Source organism: Rhizobium sp. BK316, from assembly GCF_014193695.1.
GTDB lineage: Bacteria > Pseudomonadota > Alphaproteobacteria > Rhizobiales > Rhizobiaceae > Rhizobium.
This window is the reverse complement of the sequence record NZ_JACHZR010000006.1, coordinates 192,501-211,320: the sequence shown is the minus strand read 5'-3', so window position 1 is coordinate 211,320 and position 18,820 is coordinate 192,501. Positions and strand designations below refer to the sequence as shown.

General features: G+C 59.1%; 21 protein-coding genes. 12 read left to right on the top strand and 9 right to left on the bottom strand.

Annotation, left to right across the window (positions count from 1 at the left end):
- Positions 1-54: 54 nt before the first annotated feature.
- Positions 55-1,245 carry a hypothetical protein gene (locus FHT87_RS26385; protein ID WP_183805735.1) on the bottom strand — a complete coding sequence of 397 codons (1,191 nt, stop codon included), beginning with the start codon at positions 1,243-1,245 and terminating at the stop codon, positions 55-57.
- Between the two features lie 230 nt (positions 1,246-1,475).
- Here FHT87_RS26385 and parC point away from each other — a divergent pair, with 230 nt between their 5' ends.
- Together parC and FHT87_RS26375 are read left to right on the top strand one after the other, a co-directional pair.
- Positions 1,476-3,731, top strand: coding sequence for a DNA topoisomerase IV subunit A (gene parC / locus FHT87_RS26380; protein WP_183730508.1), 2,256 nt, complete (start codon positions 1,476-1,478; stop codon positions 3,729-3,731).
- Between the two features lie 162 nt (positions 3,732-3,893).
- The gene (locus tag FHT87_RS26375; protein ID WP_183730506.1) at positions 3,894-4,391 is read left to right on the top strand and encodes an SRPBCC domain-containing protein; all 498 of its coding nucleotides are present in this window, start codon (positions 3,894-3,896) and stop codon (positions 4,389-4,391) included.
- Here FHT87_RS26375 and FHT87_RS26370 read toward each other — a convergent pair.
- From FHT87_RS26370 to hemB, 5 genes are all read right to left on the bottom strand, one after another.
- A complete protein-coding gene (locus FHT87_RS26370; RefSeq protein WP_183730504.1) occupies positions 4,381-4,770 on the bottom strand; it encodes a type II toxin-antitoxin system death-on-curing family toxin in 390 nt (129 codons plus the stop codon). The two genes, FHT87_RS26375 and FHT87_RS26370, sit on opposite strands and share 11 nt — an antisense overlap.
- Positions 4,770-4,991: an AbrB/MazE/SpoVT family DNA-binding domain-containing protein gene (locus FHT87_RS26365; RefSeq protein WP_132651098.1), complete on the bottom strand. Its 222-nt coding sequence runs from the start codon at positions 4,989-4,991 to the stop codon at positions 4,770-4,772. Before FHT87_RS26365 ends, FHT87_RS26370 begins: the two co-directional genes overlap by 1 nt.
- 205 nt (positions 4,992-5,196) lie before the next feature.
- Entirely contained in the window at positions 5,197-5,973 is a 777-nt protein-coding gene (locus FHT87_RS26360) for an arginyltransferase (RefSeq protein WP_183730502.1), read from the bottom strand.
- 182 nt (positions 5,974-6,155) lie between these two features.
- The gene (locus FHT87_RS26355; RefSeq protein WP_183805733.1) at positions 6,156-6,614 is read right to left on the bottom strand and encodes an RDD family protein; all 459 of its coding nucleotides are present in this window, start codon (positions 6,612-6,614) and stop codon (positions 6,156-6,158) included.
- Positions 6,615-6,687: 73 nt separating this feature from the next.
- Complete coding sequence (gene hemB, locus FHT87_RS26350; RefSeq protein WP_183805732.1) at positions 6,688-7,701, bottom strand: porphobilinogen synthase; 1,014 nt, start codon at positions 7,699-7,701, stop codon at positions 6,688-6,690.
- Between the two features lie 134 nt (positions 7,702-7,835).
- Here hemB and FHT87_RS26345 point away from each other — a divergent pair, with 134 nt between their 5' ends.
- The 5 genes from FHT87_RS26345 to FHT87_RS26325 all read left to right on the top strand — a co-directional run bounded on the left by FHT87_RS26345 (position 7,836) and on the right by FHT87_RS26325 (position 11,013).
- Positions 7,836-8,273, top strand: coding sequence for a DUF6163 family protein (locus FHT87_RS26345; protein ID WP_007819997.1), 438 nt, complete (start codon positions 7,836-7,838; stop codon positions 8,271-8,273).
- 128 nt (positions 8,274-8,401) lie between these two features.
- Positions 8,402-8,914, top strand: coding sequence for a MarR family winged helix-turn-helix transcriptional regulator (locus tag FHT87_RS26340; RefSeq protein ID WP_183805730.1), 513 nt, complete (start codon positions 8,402-8,404; stop codon positions 8,912-8,914).
- A gap of 223 nt (positions 8,915-9,137) precedes the next feature.
- Positions 9,138-9,566, top strand: a complete 429-nt coding sequence (locus FHT87_RS26335) for a hypothetical protein (RefSeq protein WP_183805728.1) — start codon at positions 9,138-9,140, stop codon at positions 9,564-9,566.
- A gap of 269 nt (positions 9,567-9,835) precedes the next feature.
- A complete protein-coding gene (locus FHT87_RS26330) occupies positions 9,836-10,378 on the top strand; it encodes a hypothetical protein (protein WP_183805726.1) in 543 nt (180 codons plus the stop codon).
- A gap of 347 nt (positions 10,379-10,725) precedes the next feature.
- Complete coding sequence (locus tag FHT87_RS26325) at positions 10,726-11,013, top strand: hypothetical protein (protein ID WP_183805724.1); 288 nt, start codon at positions 10,726-10,728, stop codon at positions 11,011-11,013.
- Positions 11,014-11,031: 18 nt separating this feature from the next.
- Here FHT87_RS26325 and FHT87_RS26320 read toward each other — a convergent pair whose 3' ends face one another.
- Positions 11,032-11,787, bottom strand: coding sequence for a hypothetical protein (locus FHT87_RS26320; protein WP_183805722.1), 756 nt, complete (start codon positions 11,785-11,787; stop codon positions 11,032-11,034).
- 617 nt (positions 11,788-12,404) lie between these two features.
- Between FHT87_RS26320 and FHT87_RS26315 the strand changes: the two genes are divergently transcribed.
- From FHT87_RS26315 to FHT87_RS26295, 5 genes are all read left to right on the top strand, one after another.
- Positions 12,405-13,706: a L,D-transpeptidase family protein gene (locus FHT87_RS26315; RefSeq protein ID WP_183805720.1), complete on the top strand. Its 1,302-nt coding sequence runs from the start codon at positions 12,405-12,407 to the stop codon at positions 13,704-13,706.
- 181 nt (positions 13,707-13,887) lie between these two features.
- Entirely contained in the window at positions 13,888-15,186 is a 1,299-nt protein-coding gene (gene glyA / locus FHT87_RS26310; RefSeq protein ID WP_183805718.1) for a serine hydroxymethyltransferase, read from the top strand.
- Positions 15,187-15,297: 111 nt separating this feature from the next.
- Positions 15,298-15,774: a transcriptional regulator NrdR gene (gene nrdR, locus FHT87_RS26305; protein ID WP_183805716.1), complete on the top strand. Its 477-nt coding sequence runs from the start codon at positions 15,298-15,300 to the stop codon at positions 15,772-15,774.
- Positions 15,775-15,776: 2 nt separating this feature from the next.
- Positions 15,777-17,156, top strand: coding sequence for a bifunctional diaminohydroxyphosphoribosylaminopyrimidine deaminase/5-amino-6-(5-phosphoribosylamino)uracil reductase RibD (gene ribD / locus FHT87_RS26300; protein WP_183805714.1), 1,380 nt, complete (start codon positions 15,777-15,779; stop codon positions 17,154-17,156).
- Complete coding sequence (locus tag FHT87_RS26295) at positions 17,156-17,776, top strand: riboflavin synthase (protein WP_183730485.1); 621 nt, start codon at positions 17,156-17,158, stop codon at positions 17,774-17,776. Before ribD ends, FHT87_RS26295 begins: the two co-directional genes overlap by 1 nt.
- On the opposite strand, the gene FHT87_RS26290 is transcribed toward FHT87_RS26295, so the two are convergent.
- Together FHT87_RS26290 and FHT87_RS26285 are read right to left on the bottom strand one after the other, a co-directional pair.
- The gene (locus tag FHT87_RS26290) at positions 17,757-18,272 is read right to left on the bottom strand and encodes a GNAT family N-acetyltransferase (protein WP_183730483.1); all 516 of its coding nucleotides are present in this window, start codon (positions 18,270-18,272) and stop codon (positions 17,757-17,759) included. The genes FHT87_RS26295 and FHT87_RS26290 overlap by 20 nt on opposite strands.
- A 39-nt stretch (positions 18,273-18,311) precedes the next feature.
- On the bottom strand, positions 18,312-18,806 hold the full coding sequence (locus FHT87_RS26285; RefSeq protein WP_183730481.1) for a cupin domain-containing protein: 495 nt from the start codon (positions 18,804-18,806) through the stop codon (positions 18,312-18,314).
- Between the last annotated feature and the right edge of the window lie 14 nt (positions 18,807-18,820).

The window sequence follows — 18,820 nt, the reverse complement described above, 5'->3', positions numbered from 1 at the left end:
AAAAAGAGCCCGGCGAGTTCATCATCGCCGGGCTTTTTTGGATCCAGAACAGGCTCAATCGTTGGCCGAAACCTTCACGCCGAGCATCTGCGGCACCGTGTTGGGTGCACCCATGGCAGCACCGACAATCATCGGGAAGGCGACTGGCTTGTCCGGCGTGGCCTTGACGGTCAAGCTCTTCGGATTGTCCAGGAAGGTGCTGACGGCAGCCGAAATCGCATTCTGCAGTTCCGGAATATTGAGCTGCGCCAGCATGATCGGCGTCATGGCCTTCAGCGAATCCGCCATCTGCTGGCCCGAGACGTTCTGCTTCGAACCGGCATAGTCGAGTGCGCGCTTGGTGATCGAGGCATCTTCGAAGCGGATCTGAGCGGAATCGAAGGTCAACTGCTGGGCAAGGCCGAGCATGGCGAGGCCGAGCGCCTGCTGTGCTTCTTCCTTGTTCGGATTGGCTTCCGACTGCTTGACCGCGTCCTGCATCGCCTTGATGAAGGCCATCGTGTAGCCGGAGATCTTGAGGCCAAAGTTCAGCTTGCCGACGTTGGTGATGTCGAGGGAAATTTCCGAAAGATCGACCGTGCCCGGCTCGAGATCCCAGGTACCCTTCATGGCGATGTCACCCTGGACGTGCTGAAGCGCCAGTTTCTCGATCGCTTCCTTGCTGTCCGGAGTATCCCCCGCCTGACTGAGATCGGCCTTGATGCTCTTGAAAGTGCCGTCGAAATCGAAGCCGGATTCGTCTTCGCGCAGCGTCGCGTTTGCTTCGCTCTCAAGCACCGAGAAGACCTCGACGCCATCCTTGACGATCGTCATCGCGCCGGTATGGCCGCTTTCGGCGATGAGCATGGAATCGATGGTGTCGCCGGGCTGAGCGGGAACGGAAATGCCGCCGAGGCTCATCTCCTGGACTTTGACGGTGACGCCATCCTTGGACGAGTTGATATCGGGAAAGGCCGCCTCTTCGATATAGTAGCTGCCGTCATCCTGTTCTTCCACGCCGGAAAGAGTGACCTCGCCGATCGAAAGCGGCTCGCTGCCGGCTGGCTTGACGCTGACATTCTTGAGCGTGACGGTCGTGCCCTCGATATCGACGCCATCCGCGGCGACAATCATCCCGCCCTGCTGGCTGTAGGGAGCATTGATCTTCTTCAGGAGATCCTGGCCGTCGAGCGCGAATGCTGAACCGGCGAACGAAAGAATGGCTGCGCTCGACAGCATCAGCCGCGTTGTGCGGTAAAAGGTCATGAGAAAGTCCCCTGGATGGCAAGTGCCGTTGAATATTACAAAGAAGCGACTGCGGAACGGTCCGCCTTTATATTTGCAGACCCCTAAATTTCTGTTGAGAGGATCGGCAAACGAAGTCCAAATTCAGGTGATACTTTTTTCCGTCTTTCGTGTCAGCACGAAGACGTCATCCACAGCCGGAATGCCCGGATTCCTTGCCCCACAGGCACTTCTGAGCTAGTCAGGATTCCATGGGACAAGAGATTTTACCGCCTTCTGGCGGAGACGGCGACAATATTCATCCGGTCGACCTGAAGGCGGCGCTCGAAGAGCGCTATCTTCGCTATGCGCTGTCGACCATCATGCACCGTGCGCTGCCTGACGTGCGCGATGGCCTGAAGCCGGTCCATCGCCGCATCGTCTATGCGATGAACGACATGGGCCTGCGGCCGAATGCGGCCTTCAGGAAATGCGCCAAGATCGTCGGCGAAGTGATGGGTAACTATCACCCGCATGGCGACCAGTCGATCTATGACGCGCTGGCACGCCTCGCACAGGATTTCTCGCAGCGCTACACGCTGGTGAACGGGCAGGGCAACTTCGGCAATATCGACGGCGACAGTCCTGCCGCCATGCGATACACCGAATCGAAGATGACCGCGGTCTCCGAACTGCTGCTCGAGGGCATCGATCAGGACGCCGTCGATTTCCGTGACACCTACGACGAATCCAATTCCGAGCCGGTCGTTCTCCCCGGCGCCTTCCCGAACCTTCTGGCGAACGGTTCCTCGGGTATTGCGGTCGGCATGGCGACATCAATTCCTTCGCACAACGTGCATGAGGTCTGCGACGCGGCACTGCATCTGATCAAGCATCCCGATGCCACGGTCGAGAAGCTCGTCGAATTCATCCCCGGCCCGGATTTCCCGACCGGCGGCATCATCATCGACAACAAGGAAAGCATCATCGAGAGCTACCGCACCGGCCGCGGCGGCTTTCGCGTGCGTGCGAAATGGGAAACGGAAGATCTCGGCCGCGGCGGCTACCAGATCATCGTCACCGAGATTCCCTTCCAGGTGCAAAAGTCGCGCCTGATCGAAAAGATCGCCGAGCTTTTGATTGCCCGCAAGCTGCCGCTGCTGGAAGACATCAGGGATGAATCGGCCGAGGACATCCGCATTGTCCTGGTGCCGAAGAGCCGCACCGTCGATCCGACCATCCTCATGGAATCCATGTTCAAGCTGACGGAGCTGGAAAGCCGTTTCCCGCTGAACATGAACGTGCTCTCGATGGGCGTGATCCCGCGCGTCATGGCGCTGAATGAAGTGCTGAAGGAGTGGCTGGAGCATCGCCGCGAGGTCCTGCAGCGCCGCTCGCGCTTCCGCCTTGCCGCGATCGACAGGCGCCTCGAAATCCTCGGTGGTTTGCTTGTCGCTTACCTCAACATCGATGAGGTGATCCGCATCATCCGCGAAGAGGATGAGCCGAAGCCCGTCATGATGGCGCGCTGGGATCTGACCGATGTTCAGGTCGAAGCGATCCTCAACATGCGGCTGCGCGCCCTGCGCAAGCTCGAAGAATTCGAGATCCGCAAGGAGCACGACGAACTCACCAAGGAAAAGGCTGATATCGAAGCGCTGCTCGCTTCCGATGAAAAGCAATGGCAGACGGTTTCCTGGGAAATCGGCGAGGTGAAGAAGAAATTCGCCAAGGCCACCGAGATCGGCCGTCGTCGCACGCAGTTTGCCGAAGCGCCTGAGGCCGACGAAGAAGCCATCCAGCATGCAATGATCGAGAAGGAGCCGATCACGGTCGTCGTTTCCGAAAAGGGCTGGATCCGCGCTCTGAAGGGCCACATTTCCGATACCTCGGCGCTGACCTTCAAGGAAGGCGACGGCCTGAGAGTGGCCTTCCCGGCGCAGACGACCGACAAGATCCTGATCGTCACCACAGGCGGCAAGGTCTTCACGCTCGGTGGTGACAAGCTGCCCGGTGGCCGTGGCCACGGTGAGCCTCTGCGCATCATGATCGACATGGACAACGATCAGGACGTGCTGACCGCCTTCGTCCACGACCCGGCGCGCAAGATGCTGCTCGTCTCGACTGCCGGCAATGGTTTCGTGGTGCCGGAAGCGGAAATGGTCGCCAATACCCGTAAGGGCAAGCAGATCATGAACGTCTCCATGCCCGACGAGACGAAGCTTCTCGTTCCCGTGAACGGCGATCACGTCGCCGTCGTCGGCGAAAATCGCAAGATGCTGGTCTTCCCGCTGAGCCAAGTGCCGGAGATGACACGCGGCAAGGGCGTGCGCCTGCAGCGCTACAAGGATGGCGGCATTTCCGACATTCGCTGCTTTGCGATCGCCGATGGCCTGAACTGGGAAGACAGCGCCGGCCGCACCTTTACGAAGAACAAGGACGAGCTTGCCGAATGGCTGGCCGACCGCGCTACCGCCGGCCGTACCGTACCGAAGGGCTTCCCGCGCAGCGGCAAATTCGCCGGCTGATCCCGGAATTTTGAGGCTCCGCCCTTGGCAGGCGGGGCAACTCCTCTATCTCAGTCCTGTCACCAAAAGAAGGGCCTAAAAAGAAGGGCAACGTCGTTCCGTGGGCGGGCGGGATGGCCGTGAACCGTGCGCTGAAAGCGTGCGAACAATGGAGGACCGTCGATGCCTGCCGCCAATACCATCAAACTGCATGTCGCCCACAGCTACAGGGCGCCGCCCGCTACGGTTTATGATGCCTGGCTCAATCCCGAAATCGCCCGCCGCTTTTTATTTGCAACCGACGACGGCCATGTCATCCGCGCCGATATCGATCCGCGCGTCGGCGGCCGCTTCATCATCGTCGACCGCCGCCCGACCGGCGATGCCTTTCATCACGGCGTGTTTCTGGAATTGAAACGCCCGAAGCGCATTGTCTTCTGCTTTTCGGTCGAGGAGCACGACCATAATTGCGATCGCGTCGAAATCGATATCGAACCGCTCGGCAGCGGCAGTCGCCTGACCCTCACGCATGAAATGTGTGCGGAATGGGCGGAATACGAGGAAAAGACCCGTCAGGGCTGGACGCATATCGTCGAAGGGCTGGATCGGGAACTGGAGCTTTCCGCAGGTTCGAAACGATCGAATCCCGAAGCCGGCCAGTCTGCAGGCGCTACGGCGTGAGCGGGATCGTGTGATCGCGCAGGAAGCGCGTCGCGCCGTCCTCGTCGATTTCGCCTGCTGCCACACCTATGACAAAAGTGTACAGATGGGCGTCGGTCGTCTCTATCGAATAGCCGTGCTGCAATAGAAAGACACCGCAACTGACAATGGCGATCCGTTTGTTTCCGTCAAGAAACGCGTGATTGCGCGCCAAACCGAAAAGATATGCGGCGGCAAGCTCAATGATGTCATCGCATCCGTAGTTTGCCTTGTTGATGGGGCGCCCCAAAGCGGATTCCAGCGAACCTTCATCGCGAAGGCCGGCGAGGCCGCCAAACCGTTCGATCTGCATCGCGTGCATCTGCTCGACCAGCCGTCTGCTTAGAAACTTGAATGTCATTATTCGGCAAGCTTCTTGAGCGCGACCTTATACTTCTCCATGAAGAGACGGGCTGCATTAAGCTCTTCGGAGATATCCTCATCAACAGGCTGCATGTAAAAGCGACCGTCCTCGGCCTGAAGCTCCAGAATATCTCCCGCCTTCAACCCAAAACGGTCCAGCACTTCCTTCGGAATAATCACGCCTTCCGAATTGCCGATCTTACGAATGGTGACGTTCATTGTCGCCTCCTGTTGCAACAAGGTTATAACAGAAAGATAGGCGACAACCAGCCGCCAATCAAGCGCGCCGTTGAAGACGATTCAGCTGGGATGAGTGATCGAGAGTCCTGAAGGCGGACGAGCGGGGATGTCCATGGAAAGCGCCAGTCCGCCGACTGCCGTCAGCAACAGGCCCTTCCGGTGATCGGAAAGGTGGCAGGAAGCATCAGTCCTGCGGGTCGTCCTGGAGGGAAGAGGGGTCGAAGCGTTCCCAGCCGCGCGGCGTCAGATGTTCCTGCGGCTGGAAGCGCGTCTTGTAATCCATCTTCCGCGATCCTTGAACCCAGTAGCCGAGATAGACATGCGGCAGGCCGAGCGCTTTCGTGCGGCGCACATGATCGAGGATCATGAAAGTGCCGAGCGAGCGCCGGTCGAGATCAGGATTGAAGTAGGAATAGACCATCGAAAGACCGTCGCTCATCGTGTCGGTGAGCGCGGCGGCAAGCAACTCGCCCTTCGGCCGCGTTTCCAGTCCCGAGCCTTCCTCGCGCCGGCGGTATTCGATGATCTTGGTGTTCACATGCGTGTCCTCCACCATGATCGCATAGTCGAGCACGGTCATGTCGGACATGCCGCCCTGCTGGTGTCGATAGTCGAGGTAACGGCGGAACAGGGAATATTGCTCGCTCGACGGTTGGGCCGCAAATTCCGTGGAAATGACATCGGAATTGGCCGCCAGCACCCGCTTCATCGATTTCGTGGGCTCGAACTCCTGCGCGAGGATGCGCACGGACACGCAGGCGCGACAGGCCTCGCAGGCGGGGCGATAGGCGATGTTCTGCGAACGGCGGAAACCGCCCTGGGTCAGGATATCGTTCATCTCCGCCGCCCGGGGGCCGACGAGATGGGTGAAGACCTTGCGCTCCATCTCATGCGGCAGATACGGACACGTTGCCGGAGCCGTCAGATAAAACTGAGGGGATGGCGTGGTCTGCGTATTCATCTCTTGCGGAGATTTCCTTTCGGGGCACCTGTCATTCCAGACAGCATGACGCAAGAATAAAAAACGTCAACAGCGCGGCATTCAGTGCCGCGCAATCGAATATTCGATTTCTTGGATATGGCGCCCTTTTGTGGCCGGCAAAGGGCGGGCGGAGACTTTATTTCGTCCCCGCCGGGCCGGTATCAGCTGATGCGGATCGTAGCCGTGCCGACGAGGAAATCGTGCAGCAGGCGCGAGCGCTCCGTGAAGAGGCCGACCAGCAGAATCAGCGGCGTCAACACCGAGTTCAGAATCCAGAAGAGCGCCAGGTGAGCAATGGCCAGGATGAAGTCCATCGGCCTTCCATCAACGCGCACGATGGCGATACCCATCGCGCGCATGCCGAGCGAAGCTTGCGACGGACCGCCGACAGTCATGCCAAAGTACAGGCCTGCAACGATGGCGAACAGGGCCGGATAAAGAATGAAGCCGAGCCCCAGTGTGACGATCCCCAGGAAGAACACTACGATCGCCGCGGGAATGCAGAGCATGGCCACGATGACATAGTCGAGGATGAATGCGAAGACGCGACGGCTGAGCACACCACTATAGGCGCGCCACTCCTCCGGTGCGGCATAAAGCGGATTGGGGTTGTAGCTCATCCATATCTCCCTTCGAAAGACGATGCCGCTGATATGGTATCGTCAGGGGGAAATGCAATAATCCGCCCGAAAATCACCTTTTTGCGAGGATTTTGGCCACTTCCGGCGCGAAATAGGTGAGGATGCCGTCACAGCCGGCACGCTTGAAGGCCAGCAGCGTCTCCATCATGATCCGCTCGCCGTCGATCCAGCCGTTCATCGCCGCAGCCTTGATCTGCGAATATTCGCCCGAGACCTGATAGGCGAAGGTCGGCAGGCCGAAAGCCTCCTTCACGCGCCAGCAGATGTCGAGATAGGCAAGCCCCGGCTTGACCATCAGCATGTCGGCGCCTTCCTCGACATCGAGGGCGGCGTCGCGGATCGCTTCCGTGCCGTTGGCCGGATTGATGTAATAGCTGTTCTTGTCGCCCTTCAGCAGACCCTTGGTATTGATCGCCTCGCGATAGGGGCCGTAGAAGCCGGAAGAGAACTTCGTGGCATAGGACATGATGCCGACGCTCTGGTGTCCCGCCGCATCGAGCCCGCGGCGGATCGCGCCGATGCGCCCGTCCATCATTTCCGACGGTGCGATGATGTCGGCGCCGGCATCGGCCTGCAGGATTGCCGCCTTGACCACCTGGTCGACCGTCTCGTCATTGACGATCTCGCCGTCGCGCAGGATGCCGTCGTGCCCATGGCTGGTGAAGGGGTCGAGCGCCACATCGGTAATAATGCCGATATCGGGCACCGCCTTTTTGATGGCGGCCGTTGTCTGATTGATGAGGTTATTGGCGACGAGGCTGTTGGAGCCCGTTTCGTCACGCAGCTCCATCTCGATATCGGGGAAGGTGGCAATGGCAGGGATACCGAGGTCGGCTGCTTCCTTCGCCGCCTCGACCGCCTTGTCGACGCTCATGCGGTTCACGCCGGGCATGGCAGCGATCGGATCGACGATGCCGGTTCCCGGAACGATGAAGATCGGCCAGATCAGATCGTCAACCGTCAGTCGGTTTTCCTGCACCAGGCGGCGCGTCCAGTCCGCCTTGCGGTTGCGCCGCATGCGGCGGTGACCGGTGATTTCATCGACGAGATGCGTCTTGTCCTGCATGATATCTGTCCCTGGGCCATTCCATTTATCGGAGCGGTCATTATCATGCGCGCCGGGAAATCCAAACCGGACGATTGGCCGCGGCGGATGAAACCCGGAAAAATGAAGCTGCGATCCGAATGTGAGGTCTCGCCATGGAAACCGATTCTCCGACGATACCGAAACGCACGCTGACGGATATCCTCTTCATCTTCTTCCTGCGGCTCGTTGCCGTTTCCTGCTTCTGGTTCGGCCTGCAATATTGGGCGATGCTCGTCGGCTATTCGCTGGTCGGCGCCGGCCGCTTCGATCTGTTGAGCCTGCCGTGGAAGGTCGCAAGCACGTCCCTTGCCGTTCTTTTCCCGGTCGCCTCGCTTGGCCTCTGGCTCACCGTTTCATGGGGACCGGTCATCTGGGTGCTTGCGGCCGGCGGCCAGATCCTCATGTACGGCCTGCTTCCGCAGATCTTCGGACCCAACCGGCTGATCATCCTGCTCCACGTGATCGTCGCCGTCATCTATTGGATTTTCAGGCTTTCCCTGTGGCTGGAGCGGCGCCGGCAGCGTCGCCAGGTAAGTGTTGATTTACCCTGATACATCAAGGGCTTTTCGTAAGCCTCTGTTAAGCCTGCGGTTTAAGTCGAATTTTATATGTATTCGATAGGGTCTCACTCAAGGCGGGAAGAAAACGACACCGCCAAACAAAACAGTGAGGCAGTCAAATGAACACGAAAATCAAGCCGCAGGCGGCATCGACTTTCCATGCACACGAACAGGGCATCCGTGATCTTTACATGGAATCCCTTCATCTTGTCGAACGTCTTCACCGTCGTCTTCTCGACGTCATCAAGGACGAGTTCGATCGTCAGGGCCGCAGCGACGTCAACGCCATCCAGGCGCTGCTCCTTTTCAACATCGGCAACTCCGAACTGACCGCCGGCGAGCTGCGCTCCCGCGGCTACTATCTCGGCTCGAATGTTTCCTACAACGTCAAGAAGCTGGTCGACCTCGGCTTCATCAACCACCAGCGCTCCCGCATCGACCGCCGCTCGGTCCGCATCAGCCTGACCGAAACCGGCCAGGACATCGCCGAAACGGTCGCCCGGCTCTACGAACGCCACATCACCTCGATCGACAAGGTCGGCGGCATCGGCACGGATGAGTTTACGCAGATGAACAAACTGCTGCAGCGGCTGGACCGGTTCTGGAACGATCAGATTTTGTACCGCCTGTAAGATGGCGACTATCTGTCCCCAGGCATGAACACCAGAATGCCCTGTTCGGCAGTGGCCGCATCAAAGGGCACGAGATGGCACAGGTGGCGCGGATCGCGCCGCTTGAACGCCGGCGATTTCCGACCTCCAATCGGCACCTGAAGCGCACGCGGTTTCCCTCCGCGATGCGCTTTTCTGCTTCTGGCAACAGCCACGCACCAGCTTTCGCTGCGACCATCGGCGAATGAAAGAAGTCATTGCCGATCTGATAAAAACCGAAATCTCCTTGGTTAAGGGCGTCAAGGCTGCAAGCCTTGGTGTGGCTGCTGTGGGACTGGCAGCAATTTCGGGAGTCATAAGCGTCCTCGGTGACGTAACTCCCAATACGTTTCTCGCCAAAGTGCTTGACGACATGTATCCGGCACTGCGAGCTGGCGTGATCAACGCAATCGCGACCTACATCATCGCGTCAATGGTAGACCGCGAGCGGGTGCACGTCGGCGCGAGCAAAACCGATTCGTGGTTTTCGCTCGGCCTTGGAATCGTGCTGTTTACAACTCCGATACTGCTTCTGGTCTACTCGGCGATTAACCTTGCCGACGCTTCATCCATGCTCAAGGCATTTCTTCACATTACCGCCGTAGGTCCAGATGCGGCGGCATCTGAGCTATAGTGTCGTTTCCTCGATGGAAAGGGCTCGGATAGGGGCGGATTCACAACCGTTGGCCGTCTTGCGGACATCGATACTTTAGAAATCTTGAGGACGCCGGGTATCGAGGGCAGGGAATGGCTGAAGATTGCTACGGCCTTGGGTCGATAAGAGCATCCTTCTAGATGATGCCATCCTCAGAAAGGAGAAACGGGTGTACTCGACCGCTAGATTGACTCTATAAGTTGTATCTAGCTACTATTACGTGTCTCGCTGTGGGGGAGGGGGCGCCAATGGTTTCGCATCAGTATCGCGGTTCATCCGTTAAAAATGCCGGGCAGTTCCTACCGAATGGTCTCCATAAGTCGGAGATCCCTGACTACCTGTTGTCCAAGTCATTCGAGAAGAAAGCGGGTGTTTGGCTGCCGCGTCGAGAAGTCCTGTTGGGTTTAGCGGCGACAGCAACTTATGCCGCCATGCCTTTACGGCCAGCCAAGGCGATATCTGGGGCGCAACTTGGCGCGACGTTAGGTGTGGCTATTACTGCTGTCGAGCTGGCAAAGCTCGTATGGGAGCTCGGCGAAAAGATTATCGGCAGCTTCACCGCAACTAATAATGATGCAAGGCCACAAATCGGCTCGGTCATACTAGCCATAATAAATGACTCTGACGAAGTTGAGAGCTCGCAAGGCCGACACTTCACTATACCGAAGCATACAGAGGCCGCATTAAAGTTTCGCAATGGCCCCGCACCCGATGAAGCGGGCAATAAAACCTTTTACGTTCTCGCAGAGGACGACTACGATACGGTCGATATCGAGGTTGCTGACGCCTAGCCTTTTTGCGCCCGCGAATTTCCGTACCACTCCGAAGTAGTCGATGTTAAATGTGGCGATCAGATTTTGTATCGCTTGGCAGTGCAAGCGAATTGGGATTTGTAAGATGCGCAGCGGTGTTTTACGAGACACTGAGATTCACCCAGATGCGTATTTCCGCGTAACAGTTGTGTTGCAGGAAAAATGACCTCCTCTGGCGACAAAGGGCGCACCACGGCTTTCCCTCCGTGGGCGCCTTTCTATTTTGAGGCAATGAGGAATCACCAATCTTCGGTTGATAACCGCACGCGACTTTGTTCATCCGAACGCGAATCATCTATATTCCGGATGTCTAATGGAGAACGGGTATGGGCGCTGGGAAAATCAGACTTGGCGAGGATCTGGAAATTGACGTTGTGGACCCACACAACATCCAGCCCGTCTACGCAGATTTGGTGACAGAACTACGCGTGAATGACGGGGTTCTCTACATCTCGCTGGCCAACGTGATCGTAGACGGCGAGAGTCACGCCATCTCGCGCAAAGCGCAGGTTTGCGCGCGACTTAGGATCGCCGGCCGAACTGCAGAATTCATCAAAAATATGCTCAGCCAACCAGAGCCTGAGCAAGCGCCCGCTGGTCAGAAACTGAACTAGCCCGACTGGGCGTACCGGTTATTGAAGGGACTTGCCGAACTTTATCCTCGCGTGGCCACGTCGGGACGCAATTTCCATCATGAGGAATGTCCATCCGAGGGTCAGGACGAGAAGCGCCCCTGTCCCAATGAGAAATGCCAGCGGCCCAGAAAAGTAGTCTCTCAACATCTCGCCAGCCGTAATGGAGACGACTGCCGCTGAGAGCACAGTGAAGATGAAACCACGATTCGAGAGGTGCTCGGCGGGTAGCGGTGAGGATATCGGCGAACCCGCCGATACAATAATACCGTCGAATTTAAGGTCTTCTTGCGTGCCCGTATGCAGAATGGAACAAACGAAACCCTGTCGAGGCTCCATGTACTCGAACGCCACATCCAATGCCGCTTCATCGCCATGGCCGAGATGAACGTCTATTGCCTCCTCGGCAACTGCTTCAACTCCAATCTGGAGAATGTGCTGACCACCTGGAACGTAAAGAGTTAGCGGGCTCTTAGGCGTGATATCCCGTCTTCGGATGGTCTGATTGCCGTCGTTCCATACAAAGACCTGCGAGAGCGTGGCACGCGGGATTTCGGTGCCTTCATAGGTGATCTTGATGCTGGACGAGTATTCAGGGCTCGCACCGTCGATGACGGTTGAATTGCGTATATGATACGCCAGCCGAGATCTCGGAAGAGTGGTGTAAGTCCAATAAGCGAGGGTAGCTGTAAGGGCGATGCCAGCCCAGAATGCGTAGTTAAAGCCCCATGATGTCGTGAATTCCTGCCAGTCCACCCGCATCTCCATAGTCGAATGACGTATGTTCTACCACGTCGCTTCGGTCAGGTGCATGAGGTGCAAGGGTTGGAGATAATTTTTAGTTGTCGAAATCCACAACCTGATTAAGCGTGTATGCAAGGGGGTGCGGTCCTAGACCGGCGCCCGCTTAAGAAACTGTGCATGGGCGGCAAAATAAGGGAAGGTTTTAGATGCGTAACGTTTTCTTGTTTTTTAAAGCCCACGAGGTCTGCGGTATCTAGCACACAAAACGCAGCTCCGCCGCCGCTCACCTCTGCGTGGCATCTTTGCAACGCACACCAGCCAAGCGCAAAGCCCGGTATTCAAGCCGTTTTTTAGTCGTTATTAACCAGCACGGTTTACCCGTCACAACCGGCAGTCTGTCTTGCGGTCCGGAAACACGAATTGGCCATATTGATGTGACAGCGGAATATTCGACAGCCGGCGTCCTCGATGGACCATTGGCACCATCCAGGTTGCTCGCAATCTTGTGATGGGACTGGCGGAATTTTCAGGTGCGCCGGAAGAACGAACGGATAGGGATCTGCGTTAAAGCGCAGGATATCGCAAAGGGCCGCGGCTTCCTCCACCGTGGCATTGAGTGGTTGGGACGAATGTCTAAAAAGAACGGAATTGAAGCTCTCTCGCGCCGCGCCTTCCTGGCGTCGGCGGCAACGGTTGGTGCCGGCGCGCTTGCCGCACCCGCATTCGCGCAATCGGCGCTCGATGGGCTGCTGAATGCCCCGAAACGCGGCAACTGGGACGACCAGTTCGACGCCAAGGCTGCCTCGCGCACGGCGACTGCCGTCCTTTCCAATACGCCGATCCTCAGCCCGCAGTCGGTGCCGAGCACGCAGCAGGCGATCATGCAGTATCAGCAGATCGCATCGGCCGGCGGCTGGCCGGAGGTCAATCCGGGCGATCAGCGCCTGCAGCTCGGTGCCAGCTCCCCTGCCGTCCAGGCGCTGCGCCAGCGTCTGGCGATCACCGGCGATCTGCCGCGTGAGGCCGGCCTGTCCAACGCCTTCGATTCCTATGTCGATGGCGCCGTCAAGCGTTTCCAGGCCCGTCACGGCCTGCCGGCCGATGGCGTGATCGGCGAATTCACGCTGAAGGCGATGAACATTCCGGCCGATGTGCGCCTGCAGCAGCTGAACACCAACCTCATCCGCCTGCAGACCTTCCCGGAAGACCTGGGCCGCCGTCATCTGATGGTCAACATTCCGGCCGCCTATGTGGAAGCCGTTGAAGACGGCAGCGTTGCGACGCGCCATACCGCGGTTGTCGGCCGGCTGAGCCGCCCGACGCATATCGTCAATTCAAAGGTCTACGAAGTCATCCTCAACCCGTACTGGACGGCACCGCGCTCGATCGTCGAGAAGGACATCATGCCGCTGATGCGCAAGGATCCGACCTATCTCGAAAAGAACGCCATCCGCCTGATCGACGGCAAGGGCAACGAAGTCGCCCCTGAGACCGTCGACTGGAACGGCGAGGCGCCGAACCTGATGTTCCGTCAGGACCCCGGCAAGATCAACGCCATGGCGTCCACGAAGATCAATTTCTACAACAAGAACGGCGAGTACATGCACGACACGCCGCAGCAGGGCCTGTTCAACAAGCTCATGCGCTTCGAATCCTCGGGCTGCGTGCGCGTCCAGAACGTCCGCGACCTCACGACCTGGCTTCTGCGCGAAACTCCCGGCTGGAACCGCCAGCAGATGGAGCAGGTGATCGCCAGCGGCATCAATACGCCGATCAAGCTCGCGACCGAAGTTCCTGTCTATTTCGTCTACATCTCGGCCTGGGGCATGCCCGACGGCGTCGTCCAGTTCCGCGACGACATTTACGAGATGGACGGCAATGCCGAACTGGCGCTCGACACCACTTCAGGCATGGAACAGCCGGTTCAGTAATCCGGACATCAAACGATCCTCAGAAGCCGCGCCATTTGCGCGGCTTTTTTATTTCAGCGGGGCCGTAGCCAGCGCAAACTACTCACCTCGCGCGCTTAGCCCAGCAAATGTCGTTCTTCGTATTGCCCTCGCATCTGCGGAAGGTTAATACCTTGCCGCATTCCACCGTAGGAGCCAGCCCATGACCAATGCTTCCACCGAATCCTTCTTCAATCGCTCGCTTGCGGACGTCGATCCGGAAATCTTCGGCGCGATCGGAAAAGAGCTCGGTCGTCAACGGCATGAGATCGAACTGATCGCATCCGAGAACATCGTTTCCCGCGCCGTTCTGGAAGCCCAGGGCTCCATCATGACCAACAAATATGCCGAGGGTTATCCGGGCAAGCGCTATTACGGCGGCTGCCAGTTCGTCGATATCGCCGAGGAACTGGCCATCGAGCGCGCCAAGAAGCTCTTCGGCGTCAATTTCGCCAACGTTCAGCCGAATTCCGGTTCGCAGATGAACCAGGCCGTGTTCCTGGCGCTGCTGCAGCCGGGCGACACCTTCATGGGTCTCGACCTGAACTCCGGCGGTCACCTGACGCATGGTTCGCCGGTCAACATGTCCGGCAAGTGGTTCAACGTCGTGTCCTACGGCGTGCGCGACGGCGACAACCTGCTCGATATGGATGAAGTCGAGCGCAAGGCCCAGGAGCACAAGCCGAAGCTCATCATCGCCGGCGGCACGGCCTATTCCCGTATTTGGGACTGGAAGCGCTTCCGCGAGATCGCAGACTCGGTTGGCGCCTACCTGATGGTCGACATGGCCCATATCGCCGGTCTTGTTGCCGGTGGCGTGCATCCGTCGCCGTTCCCGCACTGCCATGTCGCGACCACCACGACCCACAAATCACTCCGCGGCCCGCGCGGCGGCGTCATCCTGACGAATGACGAGGACCTGGCGAAGAAGTTCAACTCCGCCGTTTTCCCCGGCCTCCAGGGTGGCCCGCTGATGCACATCATCGCCGCCAAGGCCGTCGCGTTCGGCGAAGCCCTGCAGCCCTCCTTCAAGGAATATGCCGCCCAGGTGGTCAAGAACGCCAAGGCGCTTGCCGAAACGCTTGTCGCCGGCGGCCTCGATGTCGTCTCGGGCGGCACCGACAACCACCTGATGCTCGTTGACTTGCGCAAGAAGAACGCCACCGGCAAGCGCGCGGAAGCCGCACTCGGCCGCGCCTACATCACCTGCAACAAGAACGGCATTCCCTTCGATCCCGAAAAGCCCTTCGTCACCTCGGGTGTGCGCCTCGGCGCACCGGCCGGCACGACGCGCGGCTTCAAGGAAGCGGAATTCCGCGAGATCGGTAACCTCATCGTCGAGGTTCTCGATGGTCTGAAGGTCGCCAATTCCGACGAAGGCAACGCCGCTGTCGAAGCTGCCGTCCGCGGCAAGGTGGTGAATCTGACTAATCGCTTCCCCATGTATGACTACATGGGCTAGAGCGCCGTGCGCCCGTTCGGGCGCACAAAGGTCGCTCTAATTCTTTGAATCTACGCATCAGGCTTTCCGAAAATCGGTTCCGATTTTCGGGCCGATGCTCAAGGAGAAGGCATGCGCTGCCCCTATTGCGGTTCGGAAGACACTCAGGTCAAGGATTCCCGCCCGGCGGAGGATAACACCTCCATCCGCCGGCGCCGCATCTGTCCGGATTGCGGCGGCCGCTTCACGACCTTCGAGCGCGTGCAGCTTCGCGAGCTGATGGTCACCAAGAAGACCGGCCGAAAGGTTCCCTTCGATCGCGACAAGCTGGTCAGGTCCTTCGATGTGGCATTGCGCAAGCGCCCGGTCGATCGCGATCGCATCGAGCGCGCCGTCTCCGGCATCGTACGTCGCTTGGAAAGCTCGGGTGAGACGGAAATCTCCTCCGAGCAGATCGGCCTGCAGGTTCTGGAAGCGATGAAGAGCCTCGATGATGTCGGCTTCGTGCGCTACGCCTCGGTCTATCGCGATTTCACGCATGCCGAGGATTTCGAAAAGCTGATCGCCGAGCTCAACGCCAAGATCGCCCGCGATCCGCTGGACGTCTGACGATGGGCGGGGGGATCGTGCAGCCTGAGGACGAACGCTTCATGGCCGCCGCGATCCGCCTGTCGCGATGGCACACGGGCCAGACCTCCACCAATCCATCCGTCGGCTGCGTCATCGTTCGCGATGGCGCAATCGTCGGCCGCGCCGTGACCGCACTCGGCGGCCGCCCGCATGCCGAGCCGCAGGCGCTCGCCGAAGCCGGCGAACTCGCCCGCGGTGCGACGGCCTATGTCACCCTCGAACCCTGCTCCCATCACGGCAAGACGCCGCCCTGCGCCGAGGCTCTGATTGCCCATGGCGTCGGCCGTATCGTCATCAGCGTCACCGATCCTGATGTCAGAGTGTCCGGTCGCGGTATTGCGATGCTGCAAGCTGCCGGCATCGAGGTGACCTCGGGCGTGCTGGAGGAAGAGGGCCGGCAATCGCTTGCCGGCTATCTCACCCGCCAGACGAAGAACCGCCCCTATGTGACTCTCAAACTTGCTGTTTCTGCAGATGGCATGATCGGTCGAGCAGGGGTAGGGCAGGTGGCGATAACTGGCTCGGAAGCCCGCGCTCAGGTGCAGGCGCTGCGGGCCGAAACCGATGCCATCCTTGTCGGCATCGGCACGGCGATTGCTGACGATCCGCTGCTGACGGTGCGGACACCGGGTCTTGAAGCGCAATCGCCTGTTCGCATCGTGCTCGATCCCGCTTTGGCATTGCCGCTGACGAGCAAGCTCGTCGAGACGGCGCGGGATGTGCCCGTTATTGTGGTGGCGAGTGAAGAGATATCGCCGTTAGGGTCTGAGGAAGGGGCACCCCCCTCTGTCCTGCCGGACATCTCCCCCACAAGGGGGGAGATCGACAAGGGGCCTGCTCCCAGTTCCCCAGCTTCCGATGATGATGTTTCCGCCTCGAGGCCAGATGCGGGGCAGGGGGCTAGCACCCAGCGAATCTCCCCCCTTGTGGGGGGTGAGGTGCGTTCCGGCGAAGCCGGAGCGATCGATCCAGTGAATCGATCGCAGCTCCGAACGTCCGGCAGGACAGAGGGGGGTACCGCACCCACGGATGCCACCGACATGGACTCCCGCCGCACCGCACTCGAAGCCGCCGGCGTCGAGATCCTTTACTGCAATCCCTATCACCCGGAGGTCCTGCTGCCGGCGCTCGCCACACGCGGCATCTCCTCGCTTCTGGTCGAAGGCGGCGCAAAGACTGCGAAGCTTTTCCTCGAAGCCGGTTTCGTCGATCGCATCCAGCTCTATCAGGCGCCTCTCGTCATCGGTGAGGGGGGGATTGAATCCCCATTGCAGGCAACCGACATACCATCCGGCTTTGCCCACAGGGGCACATATATATTCGGCGCGGATCGCCTGGACGAATACGAAAGAGAGACTTGATGTTCACCGGAATTATCACTGATATCGGCACGATCGAATCCGTTTCGGCCCTCAAAGAGGGCATCAAGCTCCGTGTCGCGACAAATTACGATCCGGCGACCATCGATATGGGCGCTTCCATCTCCCATTCCGGCATCTGCCTCACCGTGACCGGCCTGCCGCAGGCGGGCAGCAACGGCCGCTGGTTCGAGGTGGAGGCGTGGGAAGAGGCGCTGCGCCTCACCACCGTTTCCGCCTGGCAGGCTGGCAGCCATATCAATCTCGAACGGTCGCTGAAGATCGGTGATGAGCTGGGCGGCCACATCGTCTCCGGCCATGTCGACGGCAAGGCCGAGATCTTGTCGGTGACGGAGGAAGGCGATGCGACGCGCTACCGCCTGCGCGCGCCGGCCCATCTCGCGAAATTCGTGGCGCCCAAGGGCTCGATTGCCCTCGACGGCACGTCGCTGACCGTCAATGCCGTCGATGGTACGGATTTCGACGTACTCTTGATCCGCCACACGCTCGAGGTCACGACTTGGGGTGAACGCAAGGCTGGCGACTTCGTCAATTTCGAGGTCGATACGATGGCGCGTTACGCTGCCCGCCTCGCTGAGTTCCCTAACGCGAAAACTGAATGATCGGGCCGTTATAGTCCGTCCGCGCCGTTTCCCTGAAACCGAGCTTTTCGGCAACCCTGAGCGACGGTATGTTGTCTGGGCTGATGATGCAGGTCATCACCCGCCCCGGAAACTGTGTCTCGCCCCAGCCGATGATCGCCGTCAGCGCCTCGGTGGCATAACCCTTGCCATGCGCAGATGGCATCAGCGCCCAGCCCACCTCCATCGTGCCTTCGATCGAAGGCTGCATGTCCCGCTTGGCTTCGAGAAAACCGGCTTCGCCGATGAAGCGGCCGCTTTCCTTTTCTTCGATAGCGAAGAAACCGAAGCCCATGTGATGCCACATGCCGGCAATACGCAGCAGCCGTGACCAGCTCTGCTCGCGGCTGGAGGGTACGCCGCTGATGAAACGCACGACGTCTTCGTCGCGCCAGAGCTCGAAATGTGCGTCGAAGTCGTCACGCCGATGCGCGCGCAGAACAAGCCGTCCGGTTTCCAGTGTCGGGATATCGATCATGAAAATGCTCTGAAACGATTTGCGATGAAGGCGCTGATATCAGAAGCCGGGCTCGCCGTCCCAGTAGTCGAGGGCGTTCTCGCCCCGGCCGATGTGATCGAAGGATCTGCCGTCGCGATTGGTCTTGGCGAGAAATTTACCGGAATCGGGATATTCGCAAATCTCGGTCTTCGCTTTGGTCGATAGGCCCAGATAGATCAGCGGCGTCGATCCGGTATTGATGATCTGATGCGCCGTTTCCGGCCCGCCCGCCGGCGCCCCCAGCACATCACCCTTCTTGATCGGATAGCGCTGCTCGCCGAATCGATATTCGCCCGTGCCCTCGATGATGTAGAAGAGCTCGTCTTCCACATGGTGATTGTGGAAAGGGCAGCCGGATTTGCCTGATGGCACTTCATTGTAGCTGATGCCGAGATTGGTGAGCCCGAGCTGGTTTCCGAAAGACGTGTCGCGGCTCTCGAAAAACCTTCCCTTCGTCCAGTGTTCGAGGGAGAGATCGGCCGTGTTGATGACCGGTTTTGCATTCGTCGCCATGGGGTCCTCCGCTT